General features: G+C 72.8%; 25 protein-coding genes. 12 read left to right on the forward strand and 13 right to left on the reverse strand.

What is annotated here, in order from left to right:
- Positions 1-66: 66 nt before the first annotated feature.
- Positions 67-306: a DUF397 domain-containing protein gene (locus tag ABZS77_RS07885; protein WP_139584525.1), complete on the reverse strand. Its 240-nt coding sequence runs from the start codon at positions 304-306 to the stop codon at positions 67-69.
- A 264-nt stretch (positions 307-570) separates the two neighbouring features.
- Between ABZS77_RS07885 and ABZS77_RS07890 the strand changes: the two genes are divergently transcribed.
- A complete protein-coding gene (locus ABZS77_RS07890; RefSeq protein WP_354818917.1) occupies positions 571-1221 on the forward strand; it encodes a GGDEF domain-containing protein in 651 nt (216 codons plus the stop codon).
- Between the two features lie 18 nt (positions 1222-1239).
- Here the strand turns inward: ABZS77_RS07890 and ABZS77_RS07895 are convergent, their stop codons facing one another.
- Positions 1240-2229 carry a phosphotransferase gene (locus ABZS77_RS07895; protein ID WP_354818920.1) on the reverse strand — a complete coding sequence of 330 codons (990 nt, stop codon included), beginning with the start codon at positions 2227-2229 and terminating at the stop codon, positions 1240-1242.
- Positions 2230-2425: 196 nt separating this feature from the next.
- Between ABZS77_RS07895 and ABZS77_RS07900 the strand changes: the two genes are divergently transcribed.
- Positions 2426-3076: an NAD(P)H-dependent oxidoreductase gene (locus ABZS77_RS07900; protein WP_354818923.1), complete on the forward strand. Its 651-nt coding sequence runs from the start codon at positions 2426-2428 to the stop codon at positions 3074-3076.
- A gap of 7 nt (positions 3077-3083) precedes the next feature.
- Here the strand turns inward: ABZS77_RS07900 and ABZS77_RS07905 are convergent, their stop codons facing one another.
- The gene (locus ABZS77_RS07905; RefSeq protein WP_354818926.1) at positions 3084-3575 is read right to left on the reverse strand and encodes a type II toxin-antitoxin system PemK/MazF family toxin; all 492 of its coding nucleotides are present in this window, start codon (positions 3573-3575) and stop codon (positions 3084-3086) included.
- Between the two features lie 63 nt (positions 3576-3638).
- Between ABZS77_RS07905 and ABZS77_RS07910 the strand changes: the two genes are divergently transcribed.
- Together ABZS77_RS07910 and ABZS77_RS07915 are read left to right on the forward strand one after the other, a co-directional pair.
- Complete coding sequence (locus ABZS77_RS07910; protein ID WP_354818929.1) at positions 3639-4154, forward strand: NUDIX domain-containing protein; 516 nt, start codon at positions 3639-3641, stop codon at positions 4152-4154.
- Positions 4155-4180: 26 nt separating this feature from the next.
- Positions 4181-5419 carry a hypothetical protein gene (locus ABZS77_RS07915; RefSeq protein WP_354818932.1) on the forward strand — a complete coding sequence of 413 codons (1239 nt, stop codon included), beginning with the start codon at positions 4181-4183 and terminating at the stop codon, positions 5417-5419.
- A 64-nt stretch (positions 5420-5483) separates the two neighbouring features.
- Here ABZS77_RS07915 and ABZS77_RS07920 read toward each other — a convergent pair whose 3' ends face one another.
- From ABZS77_RS07920 to ABZS77_RS07930, 3 genes are read right to left on the reverse strand one after another with little or no spacing between them, the layout of a single operon-like run.
- On the reverse strand, positions 5484-5900 hold the full coding sequence (locus tag ABZS77_RS07920; RefSeq protein WP_354818935.1) for an NUDIX domain-containing protein: 417 nt from the start codon (positions 5898-5900) through the stop codon (positions 5484-5486).
- Between the two features lie 20 nt (positions 5901-5920).
- Complete coding sequence (locus ABZS77_RS07925) at positions 5921-6112, reverse strand: DUF397 domain-containing protein (RefSeq protein ID WP_354818938.1); 192 nt, start codon at positions 6110-6112, stop codon at positions 5921-5923.
- Positions 6103-6870 carry a DUF5753 domain-containing protein gene (locus ABZS77_RS07930; RefSeq protein WP_354818941.1) on the reverse strand — a complete coding sequence of 256 codons (768 nt, stop codon included), beginning with the start codon at positions 6868-6870 and terminating at the stop codon, positions 6103-6105. The genes ABZS77_RS07925 and ABZS77_RS07930 overlap by 10 nt, the downstream gene beginning before the upstream one ends.
- Before the next feature lie 212 nt (positions 6871-7082).
- Between ABZS77_RS07930 and ABZS77_RS07935 the strand changes: the two genes are divergently transcribed.
- Entirely contained in the window at positions 7083-7415 is a 333-nt protein-coding gene (locus tag ABZS77_RS07935; RefSeq protein ID WP_354818943.1) for a hypothetical protein, read from the forward strand.
- Positions 7412-7657: a flavin reductase gene (locus ABZS77_RS07940; protein ID WP_354818946.1), complete on the forward strand. Its 246-nt coding sequence runs from the start codon at positions 7412-7414 to the stop codon at positions 7655-7657. The genes ABZS77_RS07935 and ABZS77_RS07940 overlap by 4 nt, the downstream gene beginning before the upstream one ends.
- Positions 7658-7693: 36 nt before the next feature.
- On the opposite strand, the gene ABZS77_RS07945 is transcribed toward ABZS77_RS07940, so the two are convergent.
- The 5 genes from ABZS77_RS07945 to ABZS77_RS07965 all read right to left on the reverse strand — a co-directional run bounded on the left by ABZS77_RS07945 (position 7694) and on the right by ABZS77_RS07965 (position 11849).
- Positions 7694-8101 (reverse strand): DUF2267 domain-containing protein, encoded by a 408-nt coding sequence (locus tag ABZS77_RS07945; RefSeq protein WP_354818949.1) that lies wholly within the window; start codon positions 8099-8101, stop codon positions 7694-7696.
- A gap of 61 nt (positions 8102-8162) precedes the next feature.
- A complete protein-coding gene (locus ABZS77_RS07950) occupies positions 8163-8561 on the reverse strand; it encodes an NUDIX domain-containing protein (RefSeq protein ID WP_354818952.1) in 399 nt (132 codons plus the stop codon).
- Between the two features lie 55 nt (positions 8562-8616).
- A complete protein-coding gene (locus ABZS77_RS07955; RefSeq protein ID WP_354818955.1) occupies positions 8617-9993 on the reverse strand; it encodes a hypothetical protein in 1377 nt (458 codons plus the stop codon).
- Positions 9990-10811 carry a sugar phosphate isomerase/epimerase family protein gene (locus tag ABZS77_RS07960; protein WP_354818958.1) on the reverse strand — a complete coding sequence of 274 codons (822 nt, stop codon included), beginning with the start codon at positions 10809-10811 and terminating at the stop codon, positions 9990-9992. The genes ABZS77_RS07955 and ABZS77_RS07960 overlap by 4 nt, the downstream gene beginning before the upstream one ends.
- Entirely contained in the window at positions 10812-11849 is a 1038-nt protein-coding gene (locus tag ABZS77_RS07965) for a zinc-binding alcohol dehydrogenase (protein WP_354818961.1), read from the reverse strand.
- Between the two features lie 115 nt (positions 11850-11964).
- Here ABZS77_RS07965 and ABZS77_RS07970 point away from each other — a divergent pair, with 115 nt between their 5' ends.
- The 4 genes from ABZS77_RS07970 to ABZS77_RS07985 all read left to right on the forward strand — a co-directional run bounded on the left by ABZS77_RS07970 (position 11965) and on the right by ABZS77_RS07985 (position 15857).
- Positions 11965-13359, forward strand: coding sequence for an extracellular solute-binding protein (locus ABZS77_RS07970; protein WP_354818964.1), 1395 nt, complete (start codon positions 11965-11967; stop codon positions 13357-13359).
- Positions 13356-14312, forward strand: a complete 957-nt coding sequence (locus ABZS77_RS07975) for a sugar ABC transporter permease (RefSeq protein ID WP_354818967.1) — start codon at positions 13356-13358, stop codon at positions 14310-14312. Before ABZS77_RS07970 ends, ABZS77_RS07975 begins: the two co-directional genes overlap by 4 nt.
- Complete coding sequence (locus ABZS77_RS07980) at positions 14312-15178, forward strand: carbohydrate ABC transporter permease (RefSeq protein ID WP_354818970.1); 867 nt, start codon at positions 14312-14314, stop codon at positions 15176-15178. The genes ABZS77_RS07975 and ABZS77_RS07980 overlap by 1 nt, the downstream gene beginning before the upstream one ends.
- A gap of 73 nt (positions 15179-15251) precedes the next feature.
- Positions 15252-15857, forward strand: coding sequence for a class I SAM-dependent methyltransferase (locus ABZS77_RS07985; protein WP_354818973.1), 606 nt, complete (start codon positions 15252-15254; stop codon positions 15855-15857).
- A gap of 12 nt (positions 15858-15869) precedes the next feature.
- Here ABZS77_RS07985 and eccB read toward each other — a convergent pair whose 3' ends face one another.
- Positions 15870-17255, reverse strand: a complete 1386-nt coding sequence (gene eccB / locus ABZS77_RS07990; RefSeq protein ID WP_354818976.1) for a type VII secretion protein EccB — start codon at positions 17253-17255, stop codon at positions 15870-15872.
- A gap of 127 nt (positions 17256-17382) precedes the next feature.
- Here eccB and ABZS77_RS07995 point away from each other — a divergent pair, with 127 nt between their 5' ends.
- Positions 17383-18096: a spermidine synthase gene (locus ABZS77_RS07995; RefSeq protein WP_354818979.1), complete on the forward strand. Its 714-nt coding sequence runs from the start codon at positions 17383-17385 to the stop codon at positions 18094-18096.
- A 179-nt stretch (positions 18097-18275) separates the two neighbouring features.
- On the forward strand, positions 18276-18452 hold the full coding sequence (locus ABZS77_RS08000) for a hypothetical protein (protein ID WP_354818982.1): 177 nt from the start codon (positions 18276-18278) through the stop codon (positions 18450-18452).
- A 13-nt stretch (positions 18453-18465) separates the two neighbouring features.
- Here the strand turns inward: ABZS77_RS08000 and ABZS77_RS08005 are convergent, their stop codons facing one another.
- On the reverse strand, positions 18466-20262 hold the full coding sequence (locus tag ABZS77_RS08005; RefSeq protein ID WP_354818985.1) for an acyl-CoA dehydrogenase: 1797 nt from the start codon (positions 20260-20262) through the stop codon (positions 18466-18468).
- Between the last annotated feature and the right edge of the window lie 59 nt (positions 20263-20321).

Below are 20321 nucleotides of genomic sequence, written 5' to 3' on the forward strand. Positions count from 1 at the left end.
ATGCCATGGACCGACAGTGAGGTGAACTCCTCCGGACCGGTGATTCGGATCAGTCGCCCGGGACGGTCAGTTGATCAGATGGTCGAAGTCTCCGTCCCGCGCGCCGAGGACGAACGCGGCGATCTCGTCCACTGTGTAGATCAGTGCCGGTCCCTCCGGATGTCGGGAGTTGCGGACCGCGATGCCCGCTCCCCCGGGCAGTTCGGCGAGTTCGACGCAGTTGCCGCTGGGGTTGCTGCGGCGACTCTTCTGCCAGGTCAACGGGGGCAACTGGTGGATCGGCACACCATTGGGTGGCTGCTGCATGAGGAAGTCTTTCTGCTCACGAGCCCGCCGGTGCCCGTGGGAGGAGCGGTGACGGCGAGGGGTGCGGTAGCGACATCGGACGTTATGCACGTGCATCTGCTATTGCATCTGCACCGGACGGCGAGCATGATAACGCACGTGAATGGTGCACATCCGTTCACTTTGCGTAACCCCCGGCTGGGCAACCACCAGGGGAAACGGGCCTGACACGGTGTGCACCACGTCGGCCGGAGACTGGAGGCGGTCGCGCTGATGGGAGGGCTCGTGCCGGATCCGATGAGTGTCGCCTCCGGCATCTGCGCGGCGGGCGCGCTGCTCTCCTCCTGGCAGTTGCGCCGCAGGGCGGTACGCGCCGAGGCCGAGATCGGGCACCTCCAGGCCGAGCTGGCCGCCGAGCGGCACGCGGCCAGCCACGACCCGCTCACCGGGCTGCCCAACCGGCGGGCCTTCTACCGCCTCGCGGCCGCCCTGCTCACCGACGCGGCCGGGGAACCACTGATCGCCGTCGTGCTCGACCTGGACGACTTCAAGCAGATCAACGACCGGTACGGGCACGCCGCCGGCGACCAGGTGCTGATCAGCGTGGCCGAGCGGCTGGCCGGGTTCGCCGGGGACAACCTCGTCGCCCGCCTGGGCGGGGACGAGTTCGCCGGGCTGCTCGCGAGCCCCACCATCGACCGGCGGTGGATCGAGCACGCCACCCGCCGGCTCAGCGAGACCCTCGCCGCGCCGATCCGGCTGGCCGGATGCCACGTGCGGGTGACCGCCTCGGTCGGGATCGCACCGGTGACCTGCCCGACCCAGCTCACCGACGCGCTCAGTCGCGCCGACGCCGCCATGTACCAGGCGAAGAGCCTCGGCGGCACCCGGTCGCCCCGGCAACTCGTCGACAGCGTCCCGCTGGCCGAGCACTGAGCCACCGCACCGTCACGGTCACCGCCGGTCGAGGTCGCGCAACGCCGCGTCGGCGAGGGTGACCAGGCCGTCCGCCGACACCAGCCCTCGCACGATCCGGCCCGCGACGGCACGTTCGGCGTCGCCGGCGCCCCGGTCCAGGGCCTGACGGGTCCAGTCACTGAGGTCGTCGAGCGCGCGGACCGCGAGGAACCAGGCCAGCCGGGTCGGATCCACGTCGGACGTGCCGTAGCCCGCGAGCACCGCCTCCTGCTGCTCGGCGGTGACCGGCGCGAAGGCGAGCACCCCGCCGACGACGAACATCAGATCGCACTCCGGCGGGGCGAGCACCGCGTCGTCCCAGTCGATCAACCAGACCCGACCGTCCGGGCCGAGCAGCAGGTTGCCCAGGTGCGGATCGCCGTGGCAGACCACGGGCGTCCCCGGCGGCTGGTCGACGGCGAGGCGTTCGACCGCGCGGGTCAGCAGGGACACCCGGTCGGCCGCCGCCGACCAGATCGCCGCCAGCTCGGCGACCACCGGATCCGGCCCCGGGTCGCGCAGCCGTCGCGCCATCTCCCGGGTCGCGGCCACGATCCGGGGGTACGCGGACCCGCCGCGCGGCAGCAGCCCCGCCAACTCCCCGGTGACCGGTACGGAGTGCACGGCGGCCAGCACCTCGCCGTACGAGCGCCAGTGCGCCCCGGTCATCGGACCACCGAGCGCCCGGTTGTCGGAGACCCACGGCACCACCGTGAGGCGGCGACCGTCCCGGTCGGCCCACAACCGCCCGTCCCGGGTACGCAGCGGAGCGGTTATCCCCGGCACCCTCCGCTCGGCGAGGTACGCGGTCACGGTCAGCCCGGCCGGGGTGCCGCCTCCGCTGAGCTTGACGGCGTACCGCGTACCGTCGCCGGCGAGCGCCCGCCACAGCCGGGCGTCCTGGTCGGCGCCGTGGGTCACCTCGTCCAGTGTGGCCACGTCGAGGCCGAAGTCGGCGCGGACCCAGCCGGCCACCTCAGGAGACATGGGCACACCCTGCCACCGGGCGGATCGCCGCCCCACCGAATAACCCTCCCCGGCGCGGGATGACAGCGGCGCAAGCGGCTCGTTTGCCGCTTTTCTCCTGTTGCGTACGGTGCCCGTTGGTCCGGCCCGCGTGATTCGGGCCCGCGCCCGGGTATGAGGTGACGGTCAGCCCGCCCGACGGCCGAGAGGAACAGACGTGACGAGCATCCGCGCCCTCGTACTCAACTGCACCCTCAAACCGTCACCGGCCCCGTCGAGCGCCGAGCAGCTCGGCCGGGAGGTCCTGACCGAGCTGGCCGCGCAGGGCGTGGACGGCGAGCTGGTCCGGGTCGTCGACCACGATGTCCGCTTCGGGGTGTCGACCGACGAGGGGCAGGGCGACGGCTGGCCCACGATCCGCGCCAAACTGCTGGCCGCGCAGATCCTCGTCATCGCCACGCCGATCTGGCTCGGTCAGCCGTCCAGCGTCTGCAAGATGGTCCTCGAACGCCTCGACGCCGAACTCTCCGAGACCGACGCCGAGGGTCGACTCCTCACCTACGGCAAGGTGGCGGGCGTCGCCGTGGTGGGCAACGAGGACGGCGCCCACCACACCATCGGTCAGGTGCAGCAGGCGCTCAACGAGGTGGGCTTCACCTGCCCCGCCGCCGGAGCGACCTACTGGGTCGGCGAGGCACTGCACAAGGTGGACTACCGCGACGCCGGCCCGAAGGACGACACCACCGGCCGTACGACCAAGGCCCTCGCCCTGGCCAGCGCGCACCTCGCGCGGCTGCTCACCGAACAGCCGTACCCGCCGCCGGACGCGCGCGGCGCCGCCGTCGGCCCGAGCCGCGAGCCGGCCTGACGACGGATCAGCGCCAGCCGTAGCCGGCGCGCAGCGCCTGCCCGACCCGCTCGAACCGGGGCCGGTCCAGGATCGCGCCCTCGCGGCGGATGCTGTCCTCGCGCATGGTGAGCACCCGGTCGAGCCGTACCCAGCTCGGCCGGTTGTCCCGGTCCCACTCGCCCGGGCCGAGCGCCAACCAGTGCCGCTGCCCGTCCCGTTCGCTCTGACTGGACAGCATCAACCCGAACAGCGTCCGGCTGTGCCGACCGACCACCAGCACCGGCCGGTCCTTGCCCTGCCGGGGATCGTCCTCGTACGGCACCCAGGTCCAGACGATCTCGCCCGGGTCGGCCTGGCCGTCCCGCTCCGGGGCGTAGGTCAGCTCGCGCCGCTGCAACGCGCTCACCTGGCGACGGCGGGCCACCTGCGCCGGACCCGGCCCGGTACGGCGGGGCGACGGGATCGCCGCTCCGACCCGGGAGATGCGCGCCGCCACGTTCCTCAACAGTCCAGCCACGGCGGGCAGCCTACCGGCCCGGACGGGCCAACCGCGCGGGCGGTGCTGCGGCAGACTGGCCCGATGAGCGAGGTACCCGACGACCTGCCGATCCTCGAACGGCGTGCCGTGCGGGTGGTGGTCCTCGACGGCGCCGACCGGGTGCTGCTGTTCCACACCCGGGACCCGGACCATCCCCGACTGGGCACCTGGTGGGAGCTGCCGGGCGGCGGCATGGACGACGGGGAGACGTACCGCGACACGGCGGTGCGGGAACTGCGCGAGGAGACCGGCCTCGTCGTGTCCGCCGACCGGATCGGCGAGCCGACCTGGCGTCGGCGGGCCAGCTTCCTGCACCGGCAGGTGCGGCACGTGCAGGACGAGGTGGTCGTCACGGTACGGCTGACCGGCCCCGGCCCGGACGTGGACGAGACGCACCGGCTCGACTACGAGCTGGAGGACTACTTCGGCTTCCGCTGGTGGCCGCTGCCGGAGGTGGTGGCCAGCTCGGCCCGCTTCTACCCCGGCCAACTCCCCCGGCTGATCAGCGGCTTCCTGGCCGGCGAGGAGATCGACGAGCCCTTCGAGCTGTGGTCGTGAGGCGGCCCGGCGGGCAGAGTGGGGGCATGACGACCGACCTGCACGGGCCGCTTGCCGCGTACGCCGCGCGGCTGCACACCACGATCGGCGACCGGCACCACGTCGCCTCGCCGCTCGGAGCCTGGCTGCTGCTCGCGCTGGCCGCCGCGACCGCACCCGGCCGGGCCGAGGGCCCGCTGGCCGAGGCGCTCACCGACGCCCTGGGCACCGACCTGGACACCGCCGCCACGATCGCCCGCGCACTGCTGGACGCGCCGCACCCGCTTGTCGCGTCCGCCACCGCGCTCTGGCACCGGCCCGGTGAGGGTGACGGCGGACCGGCCGACTGGCGGGCCGCCCTGCCCGCGACGACCGAGGTGGGCGTGCTGCCCGACCAGGCCGGCTTGGACGCCTGGGCGCGCGAGCACACGCTCGGCCTGATCGAGCGGTTCCCGCTGAACGTCGGGCCGGACGTGGTGCTGGCCCTCGCGAGCGCCCTGGCCACCCGCATCTCCTGGGCCGAGCCGTTCGACGTCGCCGACGCCCACGCGTTCGGAGCCAACAGCCCCTGGGCACGCCGGCTGCGCCGCGCGCTGCGCACCCCGGACCACGGTCACCGATGCGCCATCGCGACAACCCCGGAGGCCGGTGAGGTGATCACGCACGCCGCGTCGGCCCAGGTGGACGACGGCGCCGGCCTGGTCGTCCTCTCGGTGGCCGCCGCGCCGCAGGTGCCGCCGACCGATGTGCTGGCCGCCGCGTACCGGATCAGTGCGGGCGCGGCCGACTGCGCGCAGCCCGCCGATCACCGATCGCTGTTCGACCTGCCGCTCGGCGACGCTCCCCTCTGGACGGTCCGCGAGGAGAGGGTACGAACCAACGCGCGCGACGGCCGCGAGGAACGGCACACGGCGGTGCTGCCCTGCTGGTCGGCGCGCAGCGAGCACGACCTGACCGGGCCGGCGCTCGGCTTCGCCGCCGCGTCCGCGATCCTGGGAAGGTCGCTGGCCCTGCCTGTACAGACCTTCGAGGCGCGGCAGGTGGCGATGGCGACATTCGGGCGGTACGGCTTCGAGGCGGCGGCCGTCACCGGCATGTTCGGGCTGACGAGCCTGCCCCCGGAGGGCGTCCGCCGCACCGCCGAACTGCGCTTCGGCCACCCGTACGCGGTGGTCGCCGTCGCCACGGACCGCCGGCCCGACGGGTCCACCGGGCCATGGCACGGTGTGCCTGTCTTCTCCGCCTGGGTCGCCGAGCCCGACGAACTGCCCGACGCCGACGCCTGACCGCCGCGCGCGGCATGGCGCGGCACGGCGCATGATCAGTTCAACATCGGCGATACCGCGTCGATCATCCGGCCGTGTCCCCGAGGTAGGACGCCAGCACCAACGCGGAGGAAACCGCCAACTCACGGTCAAGTACCTCGTCCCGAGGGACGAACACCACAGCCTGGCCCTCGCCGAGGACCACGTCCTCCTGGCGCGCCGTCGTGGCGCCCTGGAACACGTGCACCGTCACCGTGTGCGGGAAGCCGGCCTCGTACGGACGCGGACCACTCCAGAGCGGGTGCAGCTCGTCCGCCGTCAGCCCGGTCTCTTCCCACAGTTCGCGACGGGCTGCCTCCTCGGGCGTCTCACCGGGTTCAAGGTGGCCGCCCGGCAGGCTCCACTGGTTCGGCGAGACCGGTGCGTTCTCGTCGCGGTGCTGCATCAGCACCGCGCCCGACGGATCGGCGAGCAACACGAGCGCGACCTCGTAGGTGGCCACCGCGCTAGGTCACAGACGCTCTAGGAGCGCGCGGCGATCTGGGTGACGAACGTCCGCCACGCTGTCGGGGCGAACGCGAGAGTGCCGCCGTCACGGTTCTTCGTGTCACGGACCAGGACGACGCCGGGCAGACTGTCGGCAACCTCGACGCAGTCACCGCCGTTGCCGCCACTCTTGGTGCTCTTGCGCCACCGTGCGCCGGTCACGTCCATGATCTCGCCGCCTCTTCGAGAAGTTCCAAGGATCGACCTCGGGGAAGGGCCTCGCCCCGGATGCGCTCCCAGCGCCGCTCAAGGGTAGCAATGTCAGATGGCTGGTCGAGGATCTGTGCGCGCGCCTGACTGTCCACATGCGCCACCCGCGTTCCGTCCGGCAACTCCGCGAGCGTGAACGGCCCGTCGAGTCCTGGATAGGTCGGGGTGTCGTGCGGCACGAGATGCAGTTGGACGTTCGGTAGATCGGCACAGGCCACGAGGTGGGCCAGTTGCTCGGCCATGAGAGCGCGGTCTCCGGCGGCTGGCCGGCGAATGATCCCTTCGTCCAGCACCGCGACGAAGAGCAGCCCTCGATCACCAGTCAGGATGGCCTGCCGATCGATGCGGGCCGCCACCAGCTCGTCCACCTGGTCCGGTGCCAGTGGCTGGCCGCGGAACGTGGCGCGGGCGTAGGCCTCGGTCTGGAGCAGGCCCGGCACCCAGGCGAGTTGGAACGCGCGCAGGGCGACCGCCTCGCGTTCGATGTCGACCCACGGCCGGAACCAGACCGGCTCCCGGCGGTTGAAGACGTCCGGCCACAGGTCGACCACGTCCTTGCGGAGGATCTTCGCCACCTCGGCACGATGTCGGGTCTGCGGGACACGTCCCGGGTTTGCCCAGCGGGCCACCGTCTTCGGGTGGATCCCCATGCGACAGGCGAGGCTCTCGGCCGTCTCGGAGGCTTCGGCGAGTGCCGCGACGAATGCATGGTTCATACCCGCGTCCCTTCGGGAGCAAATGGAGCGTTCCGAAGAAATCATCTAACGCTGTGTGATTGTTCGACAACCCTCGGAAGGCTAGTCGGTGAGACGGCGCGAGCGGTGGAGGCGTACGAAGCCCGCCGAGCGCGTTCGTAGCGGGGGCCCGGTCGACCCGACGCGAGCACCGAGGCCGGGCCCCCTTCCAACACCGGACGCGAGGGGAATCCATGTCGGACGAACGCACGAGGCCCGCCCCGGGAGCGGCGGGACCTGACGTGCAGGTGCGGGCGCGGACGATCCGATCCGGCGACGTGCTGCGCCTGACCCGGGACGCGAGCCCGCAGTTCGTCAGGCCGATCACGGTACGCGTGATCCGGGTACTGACCGAGTGGCACACGTACCACGGCTGGGTCTGGATCGAGTGCTACGAGTTGGGGCGCGACGGGGACGCGGTGGCCCGCCGGGAGCTGTTCCTGATGCCCGCCGGCGCGCACCTGTTGCCGGGCCCGCCCGCGCCGCCGCGCCGCCGCCCAGCCGTACCCCGACGGGTGGCGGTGTGAGCCGCCGCCCGGACCACCTGCCCGCGCGGCCCACCTGGCGTTGCCGGGCGTGCGGGATCGCCTGGCCCTGCTCGCCCGCGAAGCTGCGCCTGCTCGCCGAGTACCGCGACGATCACCCCGCGCTGCTGGTGCGCCTCGCGACGCTGCGCGAGGAGGCAGCCGTCCACCTTGGCGGGTCGGGGTCGTCGGCTGAGCTGGTCGAACGCTTCACGGGCTGGGCCACTGCCCACCGGCAGGGGTGACGTCCTGCTCGTCGTCCGGGCCGAGGGGTGGCGCGGTCACTCCCCGACGGACGGCGGGACGGCGGGAGTCACGCCGCCTTCCTGATCACGGGCTACGGCGTCCACCATCTGCCGGAACTCGCGCACCGTGACGGCCTCGCGCAAGGTCGCGAACACCGCCCCGGTGCCGGCCCGGGCGGCCGCCTCGTCGACACCCGCCCGATCGGCGACCCGCCGCAGGAACTCCGCCGGCCCGGCGGTGGCGGCCGACACGGCCGGCGCGCGGTCCGGGCCGCGCAGGTAGGGGTGGAGTTCGTCAGGGAGCTGACCGGCGGGGTCGTGGTTCCCGCCGCCGGTGACCCGTTCGGCCATCGTCTGCAGGACGGCACGCGCCACCACGGCAGCCTGCTCGGTCGGCAGCCCGGAGCGCCGGGACACCGCGTCGATGAAGCGGGGGAACCGCACGCCGTCCTCCTGTCCGCCACGGGTCCCGCGCTTACCCGGGCAGGCCCTCGGCAAACGGCTCTCAGCGCAGCAGACCCACCGACCGCAGGTGATCGAAGATGATCTGGTCGACCGGGGAGGTCAGGTGCCGGTCCGCGTACCCCAGCCAGGCCATCTCGGCAATCTCGGCGGCCGGCCGCAGGCGCCCCTCGTACCCGGCGCGGTAGCAGGTCATCCGGACGGTGGTGCCGGCCGCGTGCCCGTGCGCCTGGGCGGTGAACGTGCCCAGGTGCACCGCGTCGCGCACGTCCACGGCGACGCTCAACTCCTCGTCGATCTCCCGGCGCAGGGTCTCCAGATCGGTCTCCCCCGGCTCGCGCTTGCCGCCGGGCAGGTACCAGGCGTCCTTGCCCCGGGAGCGGGTGCTGAGCACCAGCCCGTCCTGGACGAGAATCCAGGCCACCTTGTCGATCTCCGCCACGCCGTGTCTCCCCCGACCGTTGGGGCGGGGACGCTACCACGGGCGGCGGGGCCGCTCAGCGCGTCGGCTCGTCGGCGAGCAGGTCGAGCAGCAGCGCGGCGGTCCATCCGAACGCCGGTGAGCCCAGCCCGACGCCGGTGTCCGGGTGGAAGTACTCGTGGCATCCGGCACCGACCACGAGGCCGATCATCGACTCGCGCAGCCCGGCCGCCAGGTCCGGACGCCCGTGCGCGGCGAGCCCCCGACGTACCAGCCAGCCGACGTTCAGCCAGCTCGGCCCACGCCAGTAGCGCAGCGGCTCGAAGTCCGGCGCGGTGCGGTCGTGGCTGGGCAGCGGCCGGTCCATCCGCCGGGCGACCCCGAAGCGCGCCGACGTCGCCTCGACGACGAGCGCGTCGACCTGCCGGGCGGGCAGGTCGGGCAGGATCAGCGGCGTCAGCCCCAGCACGGTCCGCGCGCCGAGCAGCCGGTCGGTGCGCAGGTCGCGGGGCTGGAACGTACCGGTGTCCGGGTCGTACAGCCGGCGTACCAACGCCTCGGTGATCCGGGCCGCGCGGACCCGGTGCGGCCCGGGGTCGGTGCCGACCAGCGCGGCGATCTCGGCGAGCGCGTGTTCCGCCGCGCCGAACGCCGCGTTGAACAGCGGGCACTCCACCAGGAACGGGTGGCGCTCGGCGAGGCTCCGGTCGGTGTAGCCGTGGTCCCGGTAGGCGGCGACGATCGCCAGGTACCGCGCGTAGTCCAGGTCCGTGGGGCGGTGCGCGGCGTCGGCGTGCGCGGTGTCGTGCCGACGGTACGCCCGCATGACGACCGCCTCGGCGTCGATCGCGGCCATCGGCTCGTCCCAGGCCGGGCTGTTGTCCAGTCCGGACTCCCAGGGGTGCACGACGCAGACCAGCCCGTCGCCCACCACGTCCCGCCGTCCGGCCAGGTAGCGCTGCTGGGCGACGAGCGCCGGGTAGAGCCGGCGCAACGCGGCCAGGCTGGCCTGCCCGGGCGCCCGCCGGTACGCCAGCAACGCGGCGAGCGCGTGCACCGGCGGCTGGACCAGACCAGAGGTGTGCACGGGCGGCGCGCCCTCGACGTCCGCCGAACGCCACAGCTCCGGCCCGGGGAAGTACGCGCCGACGCGCAGCGCCGGGTTGAACACGATGTGCGGCACCCGCCCGTCGGCCCACTGCGCCCGGAACAGGCTGTCCAGCTCCGTCCAGGCCCGCTCGGGGCGGACCTGGGCCAGGCCGACCGCGATGAACGCGGAGTCCCAGCTCCACTGGTGCGGGTAGAGGGTGCGCGACGGCACGGTGTGGCCGTGTTCCCAGTTGGCGTCGAGCGTGTCGATGGCGAGCCGGCGCAGCCCGGCCGGGTCGGCGGGACCACCGGTACGGGCCACGGCGGTCCCGCCGACGCGTGCCGGCCCGACCTCGGCGCTCATGCGGCGGCCCGCCGGGGCAGCGCGTGCCGCAGGACCGTGGCGGCCTGTTGCAGGGCGCGGACCGGGTCACCGCGCAACCGGCACTCCAGGGCCAGCCAGCCCCGGTAGTCCAGCTCCAGCAGGGTCCGCATCAGCGCCGGCCAGTCCAGGTGCCCGGCGCCGGGCTGGAAACGGTTGGAGTCGCTGACCTGCACGTGCCCGAGGTACGGCGCGGCGGCGCGCAGCGCCCGGTGCACGTCGTCCTCCTCGATGTTCATGTGGAAGGTGTCGGCGACCACCCGCACCGAGGGCAGCGCGAGCGCAGCGCACAGGGCGACCGCCTCGTCGAGCCGGTTGACCATGTGGTCCTCGTACCGGTTGAGGGGTTCCAGGAAGAGGGTGACCCCCTCGGCCCGGGCGTGTTCGCCCAGCTCGCCGAGGGCGTCGAGCAGGACCTGTCGGTCGCCGGCGGGCGGGCGGGGCGGCTCGAACGGCGGCAGTCGCCGGGAGAACATCCCCCAGGCGGCCGGTGTCATCACCCCGACACCTCCCAGCTCGGCGATCACCGAGAGCTGCGAGCGCAGGTTGCGGACCGCGTCGGCGGAGCGGGCCGGGTCGAAGTCGCCGATGAAGTGGTCCATGTCGACGCAGACGGTGGGCATCACCACCCCGGCGGCGCGGGCGCGGCGCAGCTCGGGCAGCCGGCGGGCGAACGCGAGGTCGCCCCCGCCGCGTAGCTCGATGCCCTGGTAGCCGAGGGCGGCCGCGAGGGCGTACTTCTGGATCAGGTTGGTGCCCGGCAGGAGGTGTTCCTGGCAGGCCAGCGCGATGGTGGTCATCTAGAACCTCAACACCACTTGGAGGACGTCACCGGCGCCGCGGTCGAGCAGCGCGAGGGCGTCGGCGACCGCGCTGGCGTCGACGATGTGGCTGACCAGCGGCAACGGGTCGACGCTGCGCTCAGCCACCAGGTCCATGAAGGTCTGCGCCACCCGGTCTCCGGTCCACCGGCCGGCCATGCTCGGCGCGGGGGTGGGGCCGGAGACCTGGGCGGCCACCAACTGGATGCGGTTGTGGTGGAACTCCTCGCCGAGGCCGAGCGCGTCGGCCTGGCCCTGGTAGAAACCGGCGGCCACCACCCGGCCGGCGTGGGTGGTCGAGCGGATGGCCTCGTGCAACGCCGGGTACGCCCCGGACAACTCCAGGCAGACGTCCGCCCCCCGACCGTCGGTGGCGCGACGCAGCACGGCGGCGGCGGACTCGGCGCCGGCGTCCACGACGCTCCGCGCGCCGTAGCGGGCGGCGTGCTCCAACCGGCCGGGCATTCGGTCGACGGCCACCACCCGGGCGCCGGAGAGCACGGCGAGTCGGGTGGCGAGCAGCCCGATGACGCCCTGGCCGAAGACACCGACCCAGTCGCCCAGGTGCAGGTCGGCGGCGAGGACGGCGGTCAGCGCGATGGCGCCGGGGCGGGCGAAGACGGCGGCCAGCGGGTCCAGCCCGGCGGGGAGTGGACGGACCGCGTCGGCGGCCAGCACCGCCTCGGCCCGGTGCCCCCAGATGCCCCAGACGAGCTGCCCCGGGTGCCGGTCGGTGACCTCCGGCGCGACCTCGACGACCTCGCCGACCTCCTCGTAGCCGAAGCCGATCAGCGGGTAGGGCACCGGGGTCTGTCGGGGGACGAACATCCGGGCGGCGTCGTCCCAGTCCTTGCTGAGCCGGGGATTGCTGCCCCGGTAGAGGGTCAGCTCGGTGCCGGCGGAGATGCCCGAGTAGCAGGTGCGGATCCGGACCTGGCCGGGGCCGAGCGGATCCGGGGGGCAGGGCTCGAGGCTGATCCGTCGAGGCCCGGAGAGAGAGACCACCCAGTTGCCCATGTGTCACATCCCGGTAGCACTGGGCTCCAGGATAGCAAAAAATCGCTATATGTCTTGTCATTGATCTATCGAAGGTGTTGGATCCTGTATGTACCCTTCGAGAGGAGTGCCACCGATGTCAGCACCTCCGAGGCGGATACTCGCCACCACCCTGATCATGGCACTGACCGCATCCACCCTGCTGGCCTGCGGAGACGACGAATTCGACAGCAACAGCAAAAAGATCACCGTCTGGAGCCTGGAAGACGTCGCCGACCGCGTCACCGCCACCAAGGCGATCGTCGCCGACTTCACCGCCAAGACCGGCATCCAGGTCGACCTGGTCACCGTCAACGAGGACCAGTTCCCCTCCCTGATCGCGGCAAACGCCGCCGCCGGCGACCTGCCCGACGTGGTCGGCTCGGTCTCCCTGGCCGGCATCCGTACGCTCGCCGGCAACGAGCTCCTGCACGCCTCGGCGAACGCGGAGGTCGTCGACAAGCTGGGCAGGCAGACGTTCTCGCCGCGTGCGCTGGAGCTGACCGCCGACGACGGCAAACAACTCGCCGTCCCCAGCGACGGATGGGGGCAGCTGCTCGTCTACCGCAAGGACCTGTTCGCCGCCGCCGGCCTGCCCGCCCCCGACACGTACGAACGGATCACCGACGCCGCCGCGAAACTGAACACCGGCGGCGTCGCCGGGATCACCGCGGCCACCGCCCCCAGTGACGTGTTCACCCAGCAGACGTTCGAGCACCTGGCGCTTGCCAACGGCTGCCAACTCACCGACGACTCCGGAAAGGTCACCCTGGACTCACCCCAGTGCGTCGAGGCGTTCCGCTTCTACGGCGACCTGATCCGCACCAGTTCGATCAAGGGCGCACAGGACGTGGACACCACCCGGGCCACCTACTTCGCCGGCAAGGCGGCGATGGTGATCTGGTCGCCGTTCATCCTCGACGAGTTGGCCGGGCTGCGTAACGACGCCAAGCCGACCTGCCCCCAGTGCCAGGCCGACCCGGCGTTCCTCGCGAAGAACAGCGGGTTCGTCACGGCGATCAAGGGCCCCAACGGCACCGAACCAGCCCAGTACGGCGAGATCAGCTCGTGGTCCGTGCTGGACGGCGCGGCAGCCGACCCGGCGAAGTCCTTCGTGGAGTACATGCTCGGCGACGGCTACCCGCGCTGGTTCGGCATGTCCCCGGAGGGCCGCTTCCCGGTGCGCAAGGGCACCCCGGCCGACCCGGAGGCGTACCTGACCGCCTGGAACACCAGCCAGGCCGGCGTGGACGCCAAGAAGCCCCTCGCCGACGTGTACGGCGACGAGGTGCTGGCCACCCTGCGCCGCAGCCCGGACACCTTCGGCCGGTGGGGGCTCACCCAGGGCCAGGGCAAGCTGGTCGGCGCCATGCTCGGCGAACTACCGGTACCCAAGGTGCTGGGCGACCTCATCGCCGGCAAGTCCGACCCGGCGGCCACCGCCGGACGGGCCAAGAAGGACGTCGACGCCATCAAGTCGGGCGTCAATTGACCACCACCGCGCCCGGCCCCGGCCGCTCCCCCACCCGGGAGCGGCCGGAGCCCCCACGGCGCCGACCACTGACCCTGCGTCGCCGCGAATCCCGTGCCGGGCTCGCGCTCGTCGCACCCACCCTGCTCGTCACCATCGCGGTCATCGGCATCCCGATCGTGTGGACCGTGGTGCTCGCCTTCCAACGCGTCCGGCTCGCCACGCTGCGCAAGACCGGCCTGTTCGGCGAGTTCACCATGGACAACATCGACCGGGTGCTGCACACCCCCGGCTTCGCCGACACGCTGTGGGTCACGCTGCTCTACAGCATCGGCGGCACCGTCGGGTCGATCCTGCTCGGCCTCCTCGCCGCCCTGGTCGTCCGCCGGCCGTTCCGGGGCCGCACCCTGGTCCGGGCATCCATGCTACTGCCGTACGTGGCGCCGGTGGTCGCGGTCACGTTCGTCTGGCAGGTGATGCTCGACCCGCAGCTCGGGATCGTCAACCACTGGGGTCAACGGCTGCTCGGCTGGGACGCCCCGGTGCCGTTCCTCACCCAGGAGTCGACGGCCCTGGCCACGGTGATCGTCTTCGAGGCGTGGCGGTACTTCCCGTTCGCGTTCCTCTTCCTGTTGGCCCGCCTCCAGGCGGTGCCCGGCGAGCTGGAGGAGGCCGCCCGGGTCGACGGCGCGACCCCCACCCAGCGGTTCCGGCACATCCTGCTGCCGCAACTGCTGCCGGTGATCGCCCTGCTGGGCGTGCTGCGCTTCATCATGACGTTCAACAAGTTCGACGACGTCTACCTGCTCACCGGTGGTGCGGCGGGCACCGAGGTGGTCAGCGTCCGGGTCTACGAGTTCCTCACCGCGCGTACCGACATCGGGGCCGCGGCCGCGCAGGCGGTCGTGCTGGCCGTGGTGCTCATCGTGTTCGTGCTGATCTACCTGCGCTTCTTCGGACGGAGGGTGAGCTGATGGACCGGGACGTGATCGAGACGGTGAGCCTGCGCTGGCTGCGCCGCCTGGTGATCGCCGCGTTCCTGGTGGTCACCGTCTTCCCCTTCTACTACATGCTGGTGCTGTCGGTACGCCCCATCGAGCGGCTGCTGCTCGACCCCGGCGCACTCGTGGTCGGCTTCGGTGAGCTGACCGTCGCCACGTACGCCGAGGTGCTCAAGGCCACCGCCGACGGCGGCCAGGGGTTCCTCACCTTCATCCGCAACAGCGGCCTGGTGGCGGTCGCGGCGACGGCGCTCACCCTGGTGGTGGCGATCCCCGGGGCGTACGCGGTGGCCCGGCTGCGCTTCTTCGGCCGGCGGCAGGTGGACTTCCTGTTCCTGGCGGTCTACCTGTTCCCGTCGATCGTCATCGCGATCCCGCTGTTCGTGGTCTTCACCCGGGCCGGGCTGCGCGGTTCGCTGTTCGGGCTGGTGCTGGTCTACATCTCGCAGACCCTGCCGGTCTCGGTCTACATGCTGAAGAACTACTTCGAGACCATCCCGGTCAGCCTGGAGGAGTCCGCCGCCATCGACGGCGCCGGCCGGCTCGGCATCATCCGCCGGGTCAGCCTGCCCCTGGCCATGCCGTCGATCATGGCGGTCGCGCTCTACGACTTCATGATCGCCTGGAACGAGTTCCTCTTCGCCCTGCTGTTCCTGGTCGACAAACCCGACAGGTGGACGGTGTCCCTGGGGCTCTCGCTGCTCGCCGACGGCGTGGAGGTGCCCAAGACGGTGCTGATGGCCGGATCGGTCGTCCTCACCCTGCCCATCGTGATCCTCTTCTTCGCCAGCGAACGGCTGCTCACCGAGGGGCTGACCAGCGGCGCGGAGAAGGGCTGAGCGATCCACCGGTAGCCGGGCCGGCTCCCCGGGCCGCCCGTCGCGGCCCCGCCGGCCCGGCTACCGTGACCGTATGGCCAACCCGACCCGCTGGGCGACCGACACCGGACCCGAACACTCGCAGTGGTACATCGACCGGTTCCGCAAACTCGCCGCCGAGGGCGCGGACCTGGCCGGCGAGGCCCGACTGGTGGACGCGCTCGTCGTACCCGGGTCGCGCATCCTCGACGCCGGCAGCGGCACCGGCCGGGTCGGCGCCGCACTGGCCCAGCGCGGGCACACCGTCGTCGGCGTCGACGCCGACCCCGCGCTGGTGCAGGCCGCCCGCGCCGACCACCCCGGCCCGCGCTGGCTCGTCGCCGACCTGGCCGAGCTGGACCTGCCGGCGCTGGGCGAGGCGGAACCATTCGACGCCGCCGTACTCGCCGGCAACGTCCTCGCGTTCGTCGCCGTCGGCACCGAGCCGGAGGTGCTGCGCCGACTCGCCGGGCACCTGCGCCCGGACGGCGTCCTGGCGGTCGGCTTCGGCACCGAACGCGGCTACCCGCTGACCGCGTTCGACGCCGACGCGGTCGCCGCCGGCCTGCGCCTGGAACACCGCTTCGCCACCTGGGACCTGCGGCCGTGGCGCGACGACGCGGACTTCGCGGTCAGCGTCCTGCGCCGCCCGGCCGACTGACCCGGCCCCTGCTCAACCGGGGGCGGCGACGGCCCGCGCGGCAGCCGGATCCAGGGTCGCGCCGGCCGGCACCAGGCTCACCAGGCCAGCCGGCAGCCGCACCGGGCGCACGTCGCGGTAGCCGAGCATCGCGAGGACGGCCCGGTCGGCCACCACGTACCGCCGGCCCAGGTCGGTGACCACGGACACCGTGCCCCCGGACGCGCCCGGCGCCGGCGCGGCCTCCACCACCGCGCCGCGACCCGGCTCCACCACCACGTGGTCGGCCAGGACCACGCCGCCGGCCGGCGCGGTCCGCGGCACGGCCGCCAGGTCCGGCAGCGGTACGCCCCAGCGCACCTCGCCCACCCCGCCGTCGTCGCCGACGCGGGTGCAGAGGCCCGCGCCGTCGGCGGCCGCGAGCCGGGGCGGAACCGGCGGTGGGGCCGTCGGGCCGCTCGGCGTCAGATCGGGCACCGTGGGCAGCGCGGCGAACTGACCGAGAGTCATGGACGTCGGCTCGCCCTGCGCGGTGCTGGCCAGCAGCAGCCCGGCCTGCAACTCGGTGATCCCCGCCAACCCGGCGTCGAGCGCCACCGCGTACTGCCGACCGCCGCCGGAATTGCGCACCAGGTAGACCTGACCGACGGTGGCACCCGGCACGCCGGTGCTGGGCCGGCCCAGATCGGGCAGGTCGAGCGGCCCCAGGTCGACGCCGGCGGGCAGCGCGTTGAGCAGGGCGGGCGCCACCGGCACCGCGCGCGTACGGGTGGTGGCCAGGGCCGCCAGCACCCGGTTCGCGTCGCGGACCAGGTAGCGCCGCTGGTGCCAGACCAGGTGCAGCCCACCGTCGAGATGGCGCAGCAGCAGCGCGTCGTCGCCCAGCGGCCGTCCGCCGCCGGGCTCGGTGCCGATCAGCAGCGCGGAACGGGGCGCCTCGCCGTCCGGACCACCCGGGACGGCCGAGCAGACCGTCCACCCCGTGGCCGCCAGCCGGCCCGCTGCGGGCAGGGAGTCCGGTGCGTCGGCGATGCCCAACGGCAGCCCGCGCGGCACGCCGTCGATCGACCGCCGGGAGACCAGCACGGTCTTCGAGGTGTCCGCGCCGACGATCAGCAGCGCCGAGGCGTAGTTGAGGACGGGGTGCAGCTTCTGCTCGCGGTAGACGAACCGGGCGCCGGACTCCTTCTCGACGATGACCGCGCCCGGGTCACGCCACCCCTTGCCGCCACCGGCGAACAGGCCGTACAGCGCCGAGCCGCCCAGGCCGATCACCGCGACGAGGACACTGGCCAGGCCGGCACCCGCCAACCGTCGAAACGGCGACTGCGCGGGATCGGTCTCCCGCATGACCAGGGCGGCGACCGCCCGCTGGACGCTGAACTGGTAGGAGTGCAGCTGGTCCTGCCGCGACGGCATGAGGTCCCTTCCCATCGGATCGGCCGGGCACAGGATATGCGGTGCGTCGATGTCCCGTGGACCCTGCGTGGCCGTCGCGGCCCCGACCGGTACCATCCGGGGACGAATCCGGCGGCGAGAGGGCACCGTGGGCGCGCGTTTCGAAGAGCTGGCCTGGCGGGAGACCCCGATCGGCGAGATCAGCCTGCGTCGGCGTCTCGACCCGGCACTCCAGGTCGAGGTGTACGAGGTCAAGCTCGACGACGAGTACCTGATGTCCAGCCTCTTCCCCGTCGCGGAGATCGAGCTGGCCCGGCTGGGCCTCGCCGCGCTGACCGGCGACGCGCTGGACGTCGTGGTCGGCGGCCTCGGCCTCGGCTACACGGCCAAGGCCGCGCTGGACGACCCGAGAGTCCGGTCGCTACTGGTGGTCGAGGCGATCGAGGACGTCATCGACTGGCACCGGCGCGGGCTGCTGCCGTTCACCGCGGGGCTGGCCGAGGATCCGCGGACCCGGTTCGCCCAGGCCGACTTCTTCGCGGCGGTCGCCGGAGACACCGGCTTCGACGCCGACGAGCCCGGACGACGGTTCGACGCCGTCCTGCTCGACGTCGACCACTCCCCGCGCAACGTGCTGCACCCCAGCCACGCCCCCTTCTACACCCCGCAGGGGCTCCGCCGGCTGGCCGCGCTCCTGCGCCCGGAGGGGGTCTTCGCGCTGTGGTCGGACGACCCGCCGGACGCCGCGTTCACCGCGACCCTCGGCGAGGTGTTCGGCACCACGCAGGCGCACGTCGTACCGTTCGCCAACCCGCTCACCGGCGGCCAGTCCGCCAACACCATCTACGTAGCCCAACCCTGACCCGCCCCGCCCGCCGATCTTGCAGGTTCTGTTGTCGCGGTGCGGGCGTAGGTCCTGTTCGTCGCCGCGGAGGACGCAAGATCGCGAGGTGGGGGCGGGCCGGGTTTGGCGATGGCGAGGGCGGGAAGGTTGGGCCCGGGGTCGTCACGTCGCGCGGCGGCCCGTCACGGGAGGTCGAGATGCGTGCATTGCTCTGGGTCGTCGGCGTCGTAGCCGGAGTGCTGATCCTGCTCGGGCTGGTCCTCGAAGCGGTTCGCTGGCTGGCCATCATCGGGCTGATCGCGCTCGTCGCGGTGATCGTGCTCGCTGTCGTCAAGGGACGGCAGGCGATCAATCACCAGATGCGACAGCGCTGAGGCGCGGGTCGGCTCAGAACCATTCCGTACGCATGTCCAGGACCGTCCGGTCCCGCCTGTCCAGCAGGTCGAACTGCGGGCCGGTGCGGGGCAGCTCGACGGTGAGGAAGTAGCGGGCGGCCTGCCGCTTGCCAGCGTGGAACGCGTCCCCGTCGTCCGGTAGCGCCAGCACCTGCTCCACCCACATCCACGCCACCACCACGTGCCCGACGGCCTCCAGGTAGACGCTGGCGTTGGCCAGCGCGAGCACCGGGTCGCCGTCCGCCCAGAGTCGACGCGTCACCGCGACCACCCGGTCCACCCCGTCGGCGAGCCGGTCGGCCAGCTCGGCGGCCTCCCCTCCGGCCTTGCGGCCCCGGGCCACGGTGTCCCCGATCCTCTCGGTCAGCAGCGACAGACCCGCGCCGTCACGCATGGTCATCTTGCGGCCGAGCAGGTCCAGGGCCTGGATGCCGTGAGTGCCCTCGTGGATCGGGTTGAGCCGGTTGTCCCGGTAGTGCTGCTCCACGTCGTGGTCACGGGTGTAGCCGGCACCGCCGAGCACCTGGATCGCCAGGTCGTTGGCGACCAGACACCACTGCGACGGCCAACTCTTGGCGATCGGGGTGAGCACCTCCAGCAGCAGGTGCGCCCGCTCCCGGTCGGCGTCCGCCGGGGCGGTCCTCTCCTCGTCGAGCAGGCGCGCGCAGTAGAGCACCAGCGCGAGCGCTCCCTCCACGTAGCTCTTCTGCGCCAGCAGCATCCGTCGTACGTCGGGATGGTCGATGATCGGCACCTGCGGCGCGGCCGGGTCCTTGGCGCCGACGAGCCGGCCCTGCGGCCGCTCCCGGGCGTACGCGAGGCTCTTGAGGTAGCCGGTGTAGCCCAGCGCGGTCGCGCCGGCCCCCACACCGATCCGGGCCTCGTTCATCATGTGGAACATCTGGGCCAGCCCCTGGTGGGCGGCGCCGACCAGGTGGCCCACCGCCCCGGGACGGCCGTCCGGGGTGTGCCTGCCGTCGCCGAAGCTGAGCAGGGTGTTGGTGGTGCCCCGGAAGCCCATCTTGTGGTTGAGCCCGGCCAGCACCACGTCGTTGCGCTCGCCGAGCGACCCGTCCGCGCCGACGAGCACCTTCGGCACGATGAACAGCGAGATCCCCCTGACCCCGGGCGGCCCGCCGGGGATCCGGGCCAGCACCAGGTGGACGATGTTCTCGGCCAGCTCGTGGTCACCGCCGGAGATCCACATCTTGGTGCCGAAGAGCCGGTACGTGCCGTCCTCCTGCGGCTCGGCGCGGGTGGTGATGTCGGCCAGGGAACTGCCCGCGTGCGGCTCGGACAGGCACATGGTGCCGAAGAACCGGCCGTCCAGCATCGGCCGGACGTACGTGTCCACCTGGTCGGCACTGCCGTACGTCAGCAGCAGGTTGGCGTTGCCCAGGGTGAGCATCGGGTAGGCGGAGGTGGCCACGTTGGCTGCCTGGAACCAGGCGAAGCAGGCGGCCGCGACGGCGTGTGGCAACTGGAGGCCGCCGACGGACTCGTCCAGCCCGGCCGTGAGTAGACCGGTGTCGGCGAAACTGTCCAGGGCCGCCCGGATCTGCGGGATCAGCCGCACCCGCTGCCCGTCGAAGGTGGGCTCGGTGAGGTCGGCGGCCCGGTTGTGCGGGGCGAACTGTTCGGTGGCCACCCGCTCGGCGAGGTCGAGCGCGTCGTCGAAGGTCTCCCGGGAGTGCTCGGCGTAGCGGGGACGCTCGACGAGGTGGGACACCCGCAGCCAGTCGTACAGCAGGAAGTCCAGGTCACGGCGGGAGAGCAGGGTGGACGACACGGTTCTCCTCAGCGGGCACGGGGTGGGTCGGCGCGGGCGGCGGCCCGACGTCGCCCCGG

Source organism: Micromonospora sp. NPDC005298 (assembly GCF_040607375.1).
Lineage (GTDB): Bacteria > Actinomycetota > Actinomycetes > Mycobacteriales > Micromonosporaceae > Micromonospora.

Bases quoted from the DNA above. Each gene is read 5' to 3' on its own strand.
- ABZS77_RS07885 (WP_139584525.1), bottom strand. From the start codon at position 306: ATGCAGCAGCCACCCAATGGTGTGCCGATCCACCAGTTGCCCCCGTTG.
- ABZS77_RS07895 (WP_354818920.1), bottom strand. From the start codon at position 2,229: ATGTCTCCTGAGGTGGCCGGCTGGGTCCGCGCCGACTTCGGCCTCGAC.
- ABZS77_RS07910 (WP_354818929.1), top strand. From the start codon at position 3,639: ATGAGCGAGGTACCCGACGACCTGCCGATCCTCGAACGGCGTGCCGTG.
- ABZS77_RS07915 (WP_354818932.1), top strand. From the start codon at position 4,181: ATGACGACCGACCTGCACGGGCCGCTTGCCGCGTACGCCGCGCGGCTG.
- ABZS77_RS07925 (WP_354818938.1), bottom strand. From the start codon at position 6,112: ATGGACGTGACCGGCGCACGGTGGCGCAAGAGCACCAAGAGTGGCGGC.
- ABZS77_RS07930 (WP_354818941.1), bottom strand. From the start codon at position 6,870: ATGAACCATGCATTCGTCGCGGCACTCGCCGAAGCCTCCGAGACGGCC.
- ABZS77_RS07935 (WP_354818943.1), top strand. From the start codon at position 7,083: ATGTCGGACGAACGCACGAGGCCCGCCCCGGGAGCGGCGGGACCTGAC.
- ABZS77_RS07955 (WP_354818955.1), bottom strand. From the start codon at position 9,993: ATGAGCGCCGAGGTCGGGCCGGCACGCGTCGGCGGGACCGCCGTGGCC.
- ABZS77_RS07960 (WP_354818958.1), bottom strand. From the start codon at position 10,811: ATGACCACCATCGCGCTGGCCTGCCAGGAACACCTCCTGCCGGGCACC.
- ABZS77_RS07965 (WP_354818961.1), bottom strand. From the start codon at position 11,849: ATGGGCAACTGGGTGGTCTCTCTCTCCGGGCCTCGACGGATCAGCCTC.
- ABZS77_RS07970 (WP_354818964.1), top strand. From the start codon at position 11,965: ATGTCAGCACCTCCGAGGCGGATACTCGCCACCACCCTGATCATGGCA.
- ABZS77_RS07980 (WP_354818970.1), top strand. From the start codon at position 14,312: ATGGACCGGGACGTGATCGAGACGGTGAGCCTGCGCTGGCTGCGCCGC.
- ABZS77_RS07985 (WP_354818973.1), top strand. From the start codon at position 15,252: ATGGCCAACCCGACCCGCTGGGCGACCGACACCGGACCCGAACACTCG.
- eccB (WP_354818976.1), bottom strand. From the start codon at position 17,255: ATGCCGTCGCGGCAGGACCAGCTGCACTCCTACCAGTTCAGCGTCCAG.
- ABZS77_RS08000 (WP_354818982.1), top strand. From the start codon at position 18,276: ATGCGTGCATTGCTCTGGGTCGTCGGCGTCGTAGCCGGAGTGCTGATC.